The organism is Chloroflexota bacterium (genome assembly GCA_014360805.1).
Classification (GTDB): domain Bacteria; phylum Chloroflexota; class Anaerolineae; order DTLA01; family DTLA01; genus DTLA01.
The window spans coordinates 1-13,413 of record JACIWU010000080.1 but is presented as its reverse complement, the minus strand read 5'-3'; the positions used below and the strand labels follow the sequence as shown (position 1 = coordinate 13,413).

Below are 13,413 nucleotides of genomic sequence, written 5' to 3'. Positions count from 1 at the left end.
AGCGCCCGCGAGAAAATCTGCACCACGGGCACGCTATCGGTTTCGGCAGCGAGCGACGCCGAAACCGCGAACATGTAGTCGCCGGTGAGGACGGTCGCCTCGCCGCTCCATTGACTGTTGAGGGTGGGATAGCCGCGGCGCGTGTTGGCGCGGTCAATCATATCATCGTGCACCAGGGTGGCCGTGTGCAGCATCTCAATGGCAGCCGCAGCCGAAATGACCTTGTCAGCCTGCGCCTCGTAGAACTGCGACGCCAGGATGGCGACGGCGGGGCGGAGCCGCTTGCCGCCCGCTCGCAGCAGGTTCTGCACGGCCACCCGCAGCAGAGGGAACTCCACTTCGGAAGCGCGGAGCAGCCGCTGCTCCACCTTCTCCATATCCGTTCGGATGGGTTCCAAGAAGGGCAAAAGGTTCAAAGGATATCCTCTCCAAAAGCCTTTGGCCAGTAGCCATTAGCCTTCTCACGGTCCGCGCAAGCGGCCAAAGGCTAACGGCTAGCGGCCAATGGCTGCATCTCCAACCCAAACACCCGCACCGCGTTGGCGGTCGTGATGCGGGCCACCTCGGCCACGGGCACGCCCCTGGCGCGCGCCACCGCCTCGGCCACCAGCGCCACATACGCAGGCTCGTTGCGCTTGCCGCGATGCGGGTGCGGCGCAAGGAACGGGCAGTCGGTCTCAACCAACAGTCTATCCAGCGGCAGCGCGGCCGCAATCTCGGGCAACTTGCGCGCGTTCGGGTAGGTAATCGGCCCCGCAACGGAGATGAGAAACCCCAACTCCACCGCCTCCAGCGCCATCTCCAGGCTTCCCGAGAAGCAGTGCAGCACGCCCTTCTCGGGCAGCGGCGACGCTCCCTCCCACCCGCGCAGGATGGTCATGACCTCGCCGTGGGCATCCCTGTCGTGCACGATGACGGGCTTGCGCAGCCGCGCCGCCAAGTCCAACTGCGCCTCAAAGGCCTGGCGCTGCGCGGGCCTCGGCGACAGGTCGCGGTAGAAATCCAGCCCAATCTCGCCGATGGCCACGACTTTCGGCGCGCGCGCCAGCGCCTCCAACTCGGCCAGGGCGCTCGCGGTGAGATCTTTCGCGTCGTGCGGGTGCACGCCCACCGCCGCGAAGATGCGCTCGTGCTTCGCCGACAATTCTACCCCGGCCCGGCTGGATGGCAAATCCGCGCCGGCATTCACAATCGCCACCAGCCCCACAGCCCATGCCCGCCCCAGGACGTCCTCGCGGTCCGCGTCAAACTGCGAGAAGTCCAGGTGCGCGTGGGTATCTATCCATCGCAGCGTCGTTTCAGCGCCCAAGCCGCCCCCAACTCCGTGTGCTGCCGCCGCGCCTACCGCTCCAGGCCCGTTAGGCGCAGCCCCTCGTCCAGCAGTTCCTGCACCTTGTCGGCGCGGGTGGTCTCACAGTACACGCGCAGAATCGGCTCGGTGCCCGAGAAGCGGATGAGCGCCCAGCCGCCGTCTTCCAGGTCCATCTTGAACCCGTCGCGGGTGTCCAGCCCCACCACCTTCATGCCGGCCAGCGTCTTGGGAATGTTGTCGCGCACCCGCGCGATGATGGCCTGCTTCTGCTCGGCGGGGAAGGATGCATCTATGCGGTCGTAGAAATGCGGCCCCACCAGCGAGTACAGGTAGTCAATGAGTTCCGACGGCTTCTTGCCCATCTGCACCATCAAATCCAGAATGAACAGCCCTGCGACAATGCCATCGCGTTCGGGGATGTGGCCGCGGAAGCCGAACCCGCCGCTCTCCTCGCCGCCCATGATGGCGTCCTTCTCAATCATGGCGGGGCCCACGTACTTGAACCCCACGGGCGTGCGGATAACCTCCAGGCCGTAGCGGGCGGCCAGTTTGTCGGCCATGACGGTGGTGGTGATGGAGCGCACCACAGGCCCGCGCCACCCGCGCACTTCCAGCAGGTACAACAGCAGGAGCGCGTACACCTGCAACTGGTTGACGAAGACCCCGTGCTCGTCCACCACGCCGATGCGGTCGGCGTCGCCATCGTTGGCCAGGCCAACATCGGCGCGGCGGTCGCGGATGGCGTCGGCCAGGGCGCGCAGGTTATGGCCGATCGGCTCAGGGTGATCCAGTCCTGGGAAAAGTGGGTTGCGTTCGTCGTGAATCTGGAACACGCGCGTCGCCCCGCCATCCAGCAGACGGGGGAAGTAGTCCATGCCCGCGCCGTACATGGCGTCCACCACCACATTCAGGCCAGCGGCCCTGATGGGGGCCAAATCCACCATGCGCGCCACCTGCGCGAAGTAGGCGGGCGTGGGGTCAAACATCTCCACCAGCCCCTTGCGCCGGGCCTCGTCCAGCCCCATGCGCCTCACCGAATCCCGCCCCGCCTGGATGGCCTCTATGCGCTCTTCCAGCGCCGCTACGACTTCGGGCGACGCCGAGCCGGCGTATTCCGGCTTGTACTTGAACCCGTTCCAGACGCCTGGGTTATGGCTGGCGGTGATGACGACTGCGCCGGCGGCCTTGCGGTCCAGAATGCCCCACGAGACGACCGGCGTGGGCGCAAAGCGGTCGCACAGGTACGCCTTCACGCCATTGGCCGCGGCGACCTCGGCCACTGCCGCCGCGAAGTTTTCGGACTGGAATCGCGTGTCGTAGCCGACCACCAGGCCATGCTGGGCCACGCCGCGGTCCAGCAGATAGCGCGCCACCGACTGGGCGCACACGCGGACGTTGTCAAACGTGTAATCCTCGGCGATGATTGCCCGCCAACCGTCCGTCCCGAACTTGATCTTCGTCGTCATATCGTGCACCTCGTTATGCGGTGTTATCGTGCGAGCGGCCGGCCCGTCGGCCCTACAGCCCGTTCTCGCGGCGCAGGAGGGCCAGGTCCGCGTCCACCATCATCTTTACCAGTTCCTCAAACGAGACCTGTGGCTCCCAGCCCAGCACTCGGCGCGCCTTGGACGCATCGCCCACGAGGAGGTCCACCTCGGCGGGGCGGTAGAATCGCTCGTCCTGCACCACGTACTCGCGCCAGTCCAGATCCAGGTAGCCAAACGCCACCTCGCACAGTTCGCGGATGGAGTGCGTGCTCCCGCTGGCGATGACATAATCGTCGGGCGTGTCCTGCTGGAGCATGAGCCACATGGCGCGCACGTAGTCGCCAGCGAAGCCCCAGTCGCGCCGCGCGTCCAGGTTGCCCAGGCGCAACTCCTTGTCCAGGCCCAATTTGATGCGGGCCACGCCGTGGGCCACCTTCCGCTCCACGAACTCCAGCCCCCGCCGCGGCGACCCGTGATTGAACAAGATACCCGAAGTGGCGTGCAGGTTGTAACTCTCGCGGTAGTTGACGGTGATCCAGTGGCCGTACACCTTCGCAACGCCGTAGGGACTGCGCGGGTAGAACGGCGTGTTCTCGTTCTGGGGCACCTCGCGCACCTTGCCGAACATCTCGCTGGACGACGCCTGGTAGAACCGAATTTTGGGATCCACAATGCGGATCGCCTCCAACATCCGCGTAACGCCCAGGGCCGTAACCTCGCCGGTGAAGACCGGCTGCTTCCACGACGTGGGGACGAAGGACTGCGCCGCCAGGTTGTACACCTCTTGCGGGCGATACTCCTGCAGCAAGTCCACCAGCGACATCTGGTCCAGCAAGTCGCCTGGGACCAGCGTGATCTTGTCCTGAATGTGCTTGATGCGGTCAAAGTTCACCGTGCTGGTACGCCGCACCATGCCCACGACGTGATACCCCTTCTCCAGCAAGAACTCGGCCAGATAGGAACCGTCCTGGCCAGTGATTCCGGTGATCAAAGCGGTTGGCATGAATCCTCCTACAAGCAGCCTCTAGCCATTAGCCATTAGCCTTTAGCCTCTAGCCTTTAGGCTTTGGGCTTTGGCCTCTAGCCCCGAACCTGCACCCAATGGCTAGAGGCTGGCTAATGGCTAACGGCTCATCGCTAACGGCCAACAACCTTCCGTCTCCAATACTCCAACACATCCAGCAGGCTCTGCTCAAAGGGAATCTGCGGCTCCCAGCCCGTGCGCTCCCGCAGGCGCGTGCAGTCGGCCACGACAGCCGGAATATCCGACGGCCGCATGCGTTCCGGGTCCTGCTCTACGCCAATGCGCACGCGCGCCAGCGACAGGAGCACATCCAGCACTTCCTGGATTTCGCGAGCCTGCCCCGAGCCGACGTTGTACACCTCGCCCGACTCGCCCTTCTCCATGAGCAGCACGTAGGCGCGCACCACATCGCGCACGTCGCTGAAATCGCGCTTGGCCCGCAGGTTACCGACTCGGATGACGGGCGCGCGCAGGCCCGCTTCGGCCTCGGCGATTTGCTTGGCGAAGTCGGGCGCCACAAACCCCAGACCCTGGCGCGGCCCAATGTGGTTGAACGGCCGCACGCGCACCACGTCCAGCCCATCGCTCAAAAAGTACTGGAGGCCCAGCATGTCCTGCGCGATCTTGCTCACCGCATAGGGGCTCATCGGGCGGAACGGGTTCGTCTCCCGAACGGGCACCTCGTCGGGGTACACCAGGCCGTACTCCTCGCTGGAGCCGATGACCAATAGGCGCGCTTGGGACTTGGCCCGCACCATCGCTTCCAGGATGTTCAACTGGGCGCGGATGTTATTGGACAGCGTGAACCACGGATCCTTGCGCGACAGGTGTACCACGGGCTGCGCCGCCAGGTGGAAGATGCAATCGGGCTTCGTCTGCTCCACCAGCCGCGCGACCGCCTCCGCGTCCGTCAAGTCCAGCGGATACAGTTCCAGTTGGCTCTGAATGTGCGCGATGTTGCCCGCAGGGCCGTACACCGTGCCGGCAACCTTCCAGGGCCGGTTCTGGAGCAGGTATTCGGCAAGGTGGCTGCCGACAAAGCCGGATATGCCCGTTATCAGCGCCTTCAACACGTCCTCCGACGGCGGGTCTGTGCCCAGCGACGCACGCATTATACTTCAGTCAGGCGGCAACTGCAAGAAGGGCCGACCCACCAGTGGGAGATGCGATATATGAACAAAAACCGCAGACATGACGGATGCCGTTCCCCTACGCGCTCGCCCCCGAAGGCCCCCGCAACTGCGCCCCGAAGACTGCCGCCAGGCGCTGGACGATCTTGTTGTGCACCTTCGCCGCTTCGGCGTCGGTCAGCGTCTTCTCGTCCGACTGATACGTCAGCGAGTAGGCCAGGCTCCGCTTGCCAGCGGGGATAGACGGGCCTTGGTACACGTCAAACAGCACCACGCTGCGGAGCATCCGCCCGCCCGTCTCGCGGATCACGCGCTCCACTTCCGCCGCGGGGATGCTTTCGTCCACCACGATGGCCATGTCCTGCACCACCGCCGGGTAGCGCGACACCGGCCGGAACTTCACAGCGGCAGACACGTGGCCCTGCACGGCGTCCAAATCCATCTCCAGCAGGCACACGCGCTGCTCCGGCAGTTCCCAGGCCAGGCGGAGGGCCGGGTTCAGTTCGCCGAAGATCGCCACGCGGTTGCCGCCGACGAGTAGACTGGCGCAACGGCCCGGGTGGAATGTAGGGTGCGTGGCTGCTTCCACACGCCAATCGCCGATGCCCAGGCCCGCCATGAGCGCTTCCACCACGCCCTTCAGGTCAAAGAAGTCCTGATACTCCGGCTCGGGCGTGAGCCACGAGCGTTCGTCGCGCGGGCCGGTCATCACGATGCCCAGGTGCGTTACCTCCACCGGCAGCCCCTTATCGTCCATGGGCAGGTACACCCGCGCCACCTCAAACAGGTTCACGCGCTCGGTGAAGCGCAGGTTGGCCGCCGTTACCGCCAGCAGGCTGGCGAGGAGCGTCGTGCGCATGGTCGTGCGTTCGGGCGTCATGGGGTTGGCCAGGCGGATGCAGGCATCGGCGGCGAGGATGCAGGGCAACATCTCGCGCAGGTGGGGCCCGGGCTCCACGGCGCGCACTGACACGTCTCCCCTGGACGCGGGCGGGAGAAGGCGATCCTGATCCTCCGCACCGACGAAGGAGTAGGTCAGCGCCTCGTACAGCCCGCACCCGGCAAGGATATGCCGCGCCTTGCGCGCCAGTTCCAGCGGCGGGTTATTGCGCTGGGGCGGAAGTTCGTCGCGCAGGCGGGTGGTCGGGATGCGGTCGTAGCCCACCATGCGGGCGATCTCCTCCAGCAGGTCGGCCTCTATCTCCACATCCAGGCGGTGGAGCGGCACTTTCACGTCCAGCCCGTCGGGGGCGGGCACGCACTCAAACTCCAGGCGCTCCAGCGTGGCCTTGACCTCATCCGCGGTCATCTCCACGCCAAGGACGCGGCCCACCTGCGGCGGGCGCAGGCGAACGGTCTGCTGCTTCTGCGGGACAGGGTAGTTGTCGGCCAGGCCACGCGCCACCACGCCGCCCGCCAACGCGCGCATAAGTTCGGCGGCGCGGGTGGCCGCAGGCTCCGTCCGCGACGCGGGAATGCCCCGGCTGAAGCGGCTGGACGCCTCGCTCACGAGTTTCAGCGCCTGGGACGTGCGGCGGTTGTTGATGGCGTGGAAGTTGGCCGACTCAATGAGCACGTTGCGCGTCTGCTCGGTAACTTCGCTCTCTAGGCCGCCCATGACGCCGGCGATGGCCACGGGGCCGCCGCCGTCGGTGATGAGCAGCATCTCGGGCGTGAGGTTGCGTTCCACGCCGTCCAGCGTGGTCATGCGCTCGCCGGGCTTGGCCCTGCGCACGATGATGGCAGGCGGGCCTCCCGCGCGCGTGGGCCGTAGCAGGTCATAGTCAAAGGCGTGGAGCGGCTGGCCCCATTCCAGCATCACGTAGTTGGTGATGTCCACGATGTTGTTGATGGGCCGCATCCCCGCCAGGGTCAGCCGCCGCTGCATCCACTTGGGCGACGGCCCGATCTTGACATCGCGCACCAGCATGGCCGAGTAGCGGTTGCACAGATCGGGATCCTCAATGCGAATCTCCACCTGGCCCTCAATGGGCGCGCCTTCGGCCAAGACCACAGGATCGGGGACCTTCGCCCGCTGGCTGGTGAGCGCCGCCACTTCGCGCGCCACGCCGATGACCGACAGGCACCGCGCCAGGTTGGGCGTCAGGTCAATGTCCAGCACCACGTCGCCCAGGTAGTCGGCCAGCGGCACGCCCACCGGCGCGTCGTCTTCCAGCAGGATGATTCCCTCGTGGTCGTCGGAGATGCCCAGTTCCTTCTCCGAGCAGACCATGCCTTCGCTGAGCACGCCGCGAATCTTGGACGGCTTCAGCGTCATGTATCGTTTTTCCTCGGAGTAGCCATCTATCAGGCGCGCGCCGACGGTGGCAAAGGCCACCTTGTGCCCCTTCTCGCCCACGCGGATGTTGGGCGCGCCGGTTACCACCGTCATGGGCGCGCCGCGACCGTAGTTGACCACGGCCAACACCAGCCGGTCGGCGTTGGGATGGGGCTTGACCTCCAGGATCTCGCCCACGAAGATCTTGTCGCGGTCCCACTCGGCTCCGATGCGCTCAATGCTGGCCACTTCCAGCCCAGCCAGGGTCATGCGCTCGGCCAGTTCTTCCACCGGCAGCGTGATGTCCACGTATTCCTTGAGCCAACTCAGCGGTACTCTCATGGGTTCGTCTCCTCTGTCCTGCTAGAACTGCGCCAGGAACCGCAGGTCGTCGCTGTAGAAGTAGCGGATGTCGTCAATGCCGTAGCGGAGCATGGCGATGCGGTCAGGCCCCATGCCGAAGGCGAAGCCGGTGAACTGCTCGGGGTCGTAGCCGCCGTTGCGCAGCACCTGGGGGTGCACCATCCCCGCGCCGGCGATCTCCACCCAGCCGGTATGCTTGCAGACGCGGCACCCCGCGCCGTCGCACAGCGCGCAACTCACATCCACCTCCATGCTTGGCTCGGTGAACGGGAAGTAACTGCACCGGAAACGTACCTGGCGGTGCTCCCCGTAGAGCCGCCGTGCGAAATCGGTGAGGACGCCCTTCAGGTCGGCCATGGTGATGTTGCGGCCCACCGCCAGCCCCTCCACCTGGTGGAACATGGATTCGGAGCGCGCCGTAACGGCCTCGTAGCGGTACACGCGCCCAGGCAAGATGACGCGAATCGGCTCCGGGCAGAACTGGCGCATGGCGCGAATCTGGCCGGGCGACGTGTGCGTGCGGAGCAGGATGCCCTCGCGCGTGGTGTAGAACGTGCTCCACATGTCGCGGGCAGGGTGGTCGGGCGGCAGGTTCAGCATCTGGAAGTTCAGTTCGTCGGTCTCCACCTCGGGCGCGTCGTACACCTGGAACCCCATCTCGCCGAAGATGTTGTAGATTTCGTACAGGATTTGGGTGATGGGGTGCAGGCGGCCCACGGTGGCGGGCCTGCCGGGCAGGGTAACGTCCACCCGCTCGGCCTGGGCGGCGCGCTCCTGCTCCAGGGCCAGGACCCGCTGCCGCGCCTCCTCCAGCGCCGCCTCCAGCGCCAGGCGCAGTTCGTGGGCGGCCTTGCCCACCACGGGGCGGTCCTCCGGCGGCAGTTGGCCGATGCCCTTCAGCGTCGTGGTAACGAAACTCCTCTTGCCCAGGTACTCGGTGCGCCAGGCTTCCAACGCCGCCAGGCTGTCCACGCTGGACAGCGCCGCCATCGCGCGCTCTCGGATGTCGTGCAGTTGCTCTAGCATGTCCCTCTCCTTGCTCCTGTGATGCGTCCGACCAACACAAAAAGAAAAGCCGCCGTCCTCAGGGACGAAGCGGCTGAATCGCACTCCGCGGTACCACCCTGCTTGGCTTCCACAAGCCCTCTCACCACCAGCGGCCCCCAGGGGCTTACTGGCTGCCCGATAACGGCGGGCCTCCGGAGCGGACTACTGGCCAGATACCGGCGTTCACCCGTCGGCTCAGGAGCGAACTTCAACGGCGCTGACCCGAGGATGGCTTCCAGTCGTCGGCCATCCCTCCCTGGCGGGCTACCTGCCGCCTACTCCTCTCCGTCACAGCCTTTGCGGATGTCTCGGATTGTTGGCGTTATTATGTACGGAAACAGCGATTTGTCAAAATAGTGCGGGCGCTGCGCGGCCGTGCTACGCGGGCGTGAACCCCCACGGCTCCTTGCGTGGCTTCCACTCCGTCGGGTCGCTCCAGTCGGCGGCCTTCCACGGCATGTTCTCGGGCCGCACCAGCGGCAAGACCTCGCGGAAGAAGGCCAGGCGCTCCGGCCCCGTCATCGGCGTGAAGTGCTCGGCCACCGCCAGGTCTGCCTCCAACTCCGCCATGGTAGAGCACCCCACGATGACGGTGGTGAGCGGCAGCGCCAGGGCGTAGCGCAGCGCCCTGTCGGCCACGTGGGCCAGCACCTTGTAGCCGAGTATCTTCATCCCCACCACGCCGACCCCACGGCCCTGGGCGAAGGGCAGGAATTCCTCGGCGAACGAGTAGATGAAGTGGTCCAGCACCGAGACGGCCACCAGCGCCGTGTCAAACGGGAAGCGGCGCAGCGCCTCAATCTGCACCTGCGGGTCGCTGTGGCCCGAGATGCTGATGAACCGCACCAGCCCCTCGTCGCGGGCGCGGATGGCAGCCTCCAGCGCGCCGCCCGGGCCGGTCATGGCGTCCAGCCGCGCGAGGTCGTACACATTGTGCAGCCGCCACTCGTCCACATAGTCGGTCTGAAGGCGGGCCAGGCTTTGCTCCAGTTGGCGGCGCGCCCCATCGCGCGTTACATCCCATGTCTTGGTCGCGATCCACATCTCCTTGCGCCGGTGCCTGGCCACCAGGCCCACCCGCTGCTCGCTCTGACCCTTGGAGTAAATCCAGGCAGTGTCAAAATAGCGGATGCCCCGGTCAATGGCCGTGTTGAGGATTGCGACGGCCTGCTCCTCGCTGCACCCCTCTTCATCCACCAGTCGCTGGCAGCCCAGGCTCAAGATGGGCAAATGGGCGCCGGTCTTGCCGAACGGTCGTGTCTCCATCGCTCGCCTCCTTCCCGAAAACGCGGACTTGCCGATGCGCGCGGGCGCCTGTGGGGATGCTCTGCGCCCGGCACGGCCCTATTGTACCAGAAGCGGCGCGAAGCGAAAAGCGGCCGTATTCATTGACACGGCTCCGGCTTGTGTTGGCGCCCAAGATGAGACACCCTTTTGGAAGTGCGTCGCGCCTATGCCCGTGGCGCGACCAACAGACTTTGGGAGGGACTCTATTCATTCGCGCTTGCGTTCCCTACTCCGCGAGCAGGAGGAAGTACACCATGAGGCCGACGACAACCCCCAATGCCAGCCTGCCCCATCGCGTGGCCGCGAGCACAACCGCGTACTGGGGAGCGACGACACGGCGGAGCCGCCTCAGCCCCCATGTTTGCGTCGCCAGCGTCATGAGAAGGCCCACGACCGCCATCACCGTCGGCGCCACCCATTCGTCAGGCCGCCGCAGGAGATAGGCCAGCGAGAAGCCCAGCAAGGCTAGCCCCAGCGCGAAAAGGACGGAGAGCAGGCCCATGCAGCACTCCGATCCGGCAGGCTAATCGCATCAAACCCTCTCTCTGCGAGGGGGTCAAGGGGATTCCCGGACACCCTAACCGCAAGACCGAGGGGGAATGACCCGCCCACGCAATCAGACCGCGGAGAAGGTGCAACGCTCGCGCCTTTCCCGCGGTCTCTGTGTCTGTGCACCACTCGGCGGCCGGGACCCACCGCGCCTCGCCTGGCTCCAGCCGCCACAGGTCGTCGGCGAACGCGGACGCGCTCCTTCCTACTCCACGCTCTCCATCCGGATGTGTCGGCGACTGATGAGAAAAGCCCCCACAACAGCCACTGCGGTTGCGCCTATGAGGACGGCTTCTGCGGGTTGCACGATGTTCTTCCACGCGCGCGCGAGTGCGGGGGACGACACGCTGACTGGAAGGGCATAGCGCCCCGGCTCGTCCAGCAGTATGCTCAGGCGGTTCAGCCCTCCCGCTTGCGTCTCCCCGTAGAGGGTCGCTCGGTCAAATCCGCGCCCCTTCAGGAGCGAGACCCGCTGCTTCGCCTTATCCAGCAGTTCGTCTCGGCGGCCCCATACCAGAGCCCCCACCGGACACGTAGTCGCGCAGAACGGCCCGCCGATGCCGGCGTAGATGCGATCTTGGCAGAAGGTGCACTTGGCCGCCTTGGCCTCACCGGTCAGCACATTCACCACCCGAAGGTGCGGCACGCCGTAGGGACAGAACTGTGTGCAGTAGCCGCACCCGATGCACTTCTCCTCATCGTAGCCGGTGAACCCATTGGGATCCTTGTACAGAGCGCCCGAGGGGCACACGGTTACGCACGCGGCATCGGTACAGTGCATGCACTGGTAGTTCACGAAATGCCAATCGGTATTGCTGCGCTTGCTCAGTTTGATGAGCGTCCACGTGTCTGCCGAAAGGCTCTGCGGCGTGTCGTACAGTTTCGCTGCTCCGGCAGCCTCCACGGGCAGCCGCACGGCTGTCTGGGTGTCTGCTGGCAGTTTGTTCCACCGCTTGCAGGCCATCTGGCAGGCGCGGCAGCCCACGCACTTGGAAGCATCAAACAGGATGGCGAGCGGCGCATCGGCGGGCGCGGCCTGTGCCAGTCCCGTCGGCCGTATCGCCCCGGCTGCCAGCAGAAGCCCCGATAGTTTCAGGAAGTCCCTGCGGTTGATGTCCATAGACTCTTACCTACCTTCCTCGCGTCCGACCGTCGCAAGGGGGTTCTCGGTCTGAGCATTGTACCGTTCCGCGCGAGGGTGGATTCCCCAGCGCGACAATTCGGCCAGCACCCAACTCAGCAGCGCGTCCATTTGCGCGGCGATGGATGGAGATAACTCCAGGCCGGTGTCAATCACCTCAGGCTCCACGCCCACAAGCACCAGTTCCTGCGGGAACGTGCCGCGCAGGCGAGTCGCCGCCAGCAGGTCCGCCAGGCCCATCTGGTGAGGCGATATCTTGATGCCCAAGTACGCCGGCACCTCATCTCCGCTCAAGCGAACCAGGGTCCCCGGTGGGTTACCCATCGCCACAGCGTCCACGATCAGAACGCGGTCCGCTTCTTCCACGTAGTGCAACAGGTCCAGCCCAAGGGTTCCCCCGTCCAAGACCTGCACATCGTCTGGGAACTCAAACCGTTCCGCCAGACGCTGCACAACCCGAACGCCCACGCCCTCGTCGCGCAGCAGGATATTGCCCAGGCCGAGTACCAACGTCTTCCCCACGGCCTACATACTTCCGTCAATGCGGATACGCGTGAGTTCGCGCCCGCGGCCGTCCACCACATGCACTGCGCACGCCATGCAAGGGTCAAACGAATGAATCGTGCGCAGAATCTCAATGGGCTGCTCCGGGTCCGTTACCGGCGTGCCGATCAGCGCGGCCTCGTAGGCGCCCGGCTGGCCCTTGGCGTCCCTTGGCGACGCGTTCCATGTGGAAGGCACAACGCACTGGTAGTTGGCGATCTTGCCGTCTACGATGTGCACCCAGTGCCCCAGGGCGCCCCGCGGAGCCTCGTGGAAGCCCCAGCCTTTGGCCTCCTTGGGCCACGTGGCGGGATCCCACTTCTCGCCGTTGTGCACCCTGAGGTCCCCGTCGGCCATGTGGGTAGCCAGTTCATCCAGCCAGGAGATCAGTTTCCCCGCGACGACGGCGGTCTCAATCCCTCGGGCCGCGGTCCGCCCCAGCGTGGAGAACAGCGCCTCTGCGCCGACGCCGAGTTTGGCGAGCACGCCGTCCACCAGCGTCCTGACCTCGGGCCGGCCCGCCACATAGGCGACCAACACCCGCGCCAGGGGCCCCACTTCCATCGCCTTGTCCTCATACCGCGGAGCCTTGAGCCACGAGTACTTGCCGTCGGTTTGCAAGAATTCGTAGGGCGGTTTCGGCCCCGTATAGTTCGGCTGCGTCTCCCCGTCCCACGGGTGCTTGGATGCACCGTCGCCATCACCGTATTGGTACCACGAGCGGGTTACGTATTCGGCGATCTTGGTGTGGTCTAGCGGGTGGAGCGTGCTCAAATCGCGGTTGAGGATGACACCCGACGGGAACAGCATGGTGCCGGCGGCATCGGGGAACTCGCCGTAGGCCAGGAAATTCCCTAGGCCCTCACCCAGCCCGGCCCACTCCTTGTAGAACGAGGCCACGGCGAGTAGGTCGGGAATGTAAACCTGGTCCACGAACTGTTTGGCCTTGACGAACAGCCTGCGGATCAGGGCCAGTTTGTCGGCATTGATGGCCGTCTCGCTGTCTGGATCCAGCGTGATGGACATGCCACCCACCAGGTAGGTCTGCGGGTGAGGGTTCTTGCTGCCCAAAATGGCATGGACGCGGATGACATCTCGCTGCCAGTCCAGCGCCTCCAGGTAGTGGGCCACGGCCATCAGGTTGGCCTCCGGCGGCAGTTTGTACTCCGGATGGCCCCAGTAGCCATTGGCAAACGGCCCCAACTGGCCACTCTGCACGAAGGCGGTCAGTTTGTCCTTGACGGCCTTGAAG

Annotated in this window: 12 protein-coding genes; all 12 read right to left on the bottom strand. The window is 65.6% G+C overall.

The features are described 5' to 3' along the window. The coding region (locus tag H5T65_11835; GenBank protein MBC7259925.1) for a polyprenyl synthetase family protein at positions 1-398 on the bottom strand (398 nt) is incomplete at its 3' end. A gap of 89 nt (positions 399-487) precedes the next feature. Continuing rightward, a complete protein-coding gene (locus H5T65_11830) occupies positions 488-1,291 on the bottom strand; it encodes a TatD family hydrolase (GenBank protein ID MBC7259924.1) in 804 nt (267 codons plus the stop codon). A gap of 50 nt (positions 1,292-1,341) precedes the next feature. Beyond that, complete coding sequence (locus H5T65_11825; GenBank protein ID MBC7259923.1) at positions 1,342-2,778, bottom strand: phosphoglucomutase/phosphomannomutase family protein; 1,437 nt, start codon at positions 2,776-2,778, stop codon at positions 1,342-1,344. Between the two features lie 52 nt (positions 2,779-2,830). Next, positions 2,831-3,802 (bottom strand): GDP-mannose 4,6-dehydratase, encoded by a 972-nt coding sequence (gene gmd, locus H5T65_11820; protein ID MBC7259922.1) that lies wholly within the window; start codon positions 3,800-3,802, stop codon positions 2,831-2,833. Positions 3,803-3,936: 134 nt separating this feature from the next. Beyond that, entirely contained in the window at positions 3,937-4,893 is a 957-nt protein-coding gene (locus H5T65_11815; protein ID MBC7259921.1) for a GDP-mannose 4,6-dehydratase, read from the bottom strand. Positions 4,894-5,032: 139 nt separating this feature from the next. Next, on the bottom strand, positions 5,033-7,573 hold the full coding sequence (locus tag H5T65_11810; protein MBC7259920.1) for a phenylalanine--tRNA ligase subunit beta: 2,541 nt from the start codon (positions 7,571-7,573) through the stop codon (positions 5,033-5,035). A gap of 21 nt (positions 7,574-7,594) precedes the next feature. Continuing rightward, positions 7,595-8,620, bottom strand: a complete 1,026-nt coding sequence (pheS, locus tag H5T65_11805; GenBank protein MBC7259919.1) for a phenylalanine--tRNA ligase subunit alpha — start codon at positions 8,618-8,620, stop codon at positions 7,595-7,597. Positions 8,621-9,019: 399 nt separating this feature from the next. Beyond that, entirely contained in the window at positions 9,020-9,907 is an 888-nt protein-coding gene (locus H5T65_11800; protein ID MBC7259918.1) for an aldo/keto reductase, read from the bottom strand. Between the two features lie 247 nt (positions 9,908-10,154). After that, the gene (locus tag H5T65_11795; GenBank protein ID MBC7259917.1) at positions 10,155-10,430 is read right to left on the bottom strand and encodes a hypothetical protein; all 276 of its coding nucleotides are present in this window, start codon (positions 10,428-10,430) and stop codon (positions 10,155-10,157) included. 252 nt (positions 10,431-10,682) lie between these two features. Further along, complete coding sequence (locus H5T65_11790; protein MBC7259916.1) at positions 10,683-11,597, bottom strand: 4Fe-4S dicluster domain-containing protein; 915 nt, start codon at positions 11,595-11,597, stop codon at positions 10,683-10,685. Positions 11,598-11,603: 6 nt separating this feature from the next. Then, the gene (locus H5T65_11785; GenBank protein ID MBC7259915.1) at positions 11,604-12,140 is read right to left on the bottom strand and encodes a HyaD/HybD family hydrogenase maturation endopeptidase; all 537 of its coding nucleotides are present in this window, start codon (positions 12,138-12,140) and stop codon (positions 11,604-11,606) included. 3 nt (positions 12,141-12,143) lie between these two features. Continuing rightward, positions 12,144-13,413, bottom strand: a 1,270-nt coding sequence (locus H5T65_11780; GenBank protein ID MBC7259914.1) for a nickel-dependent hydrogenase large subunit, incomplete at its 5' end; no start/stop codon positions are given.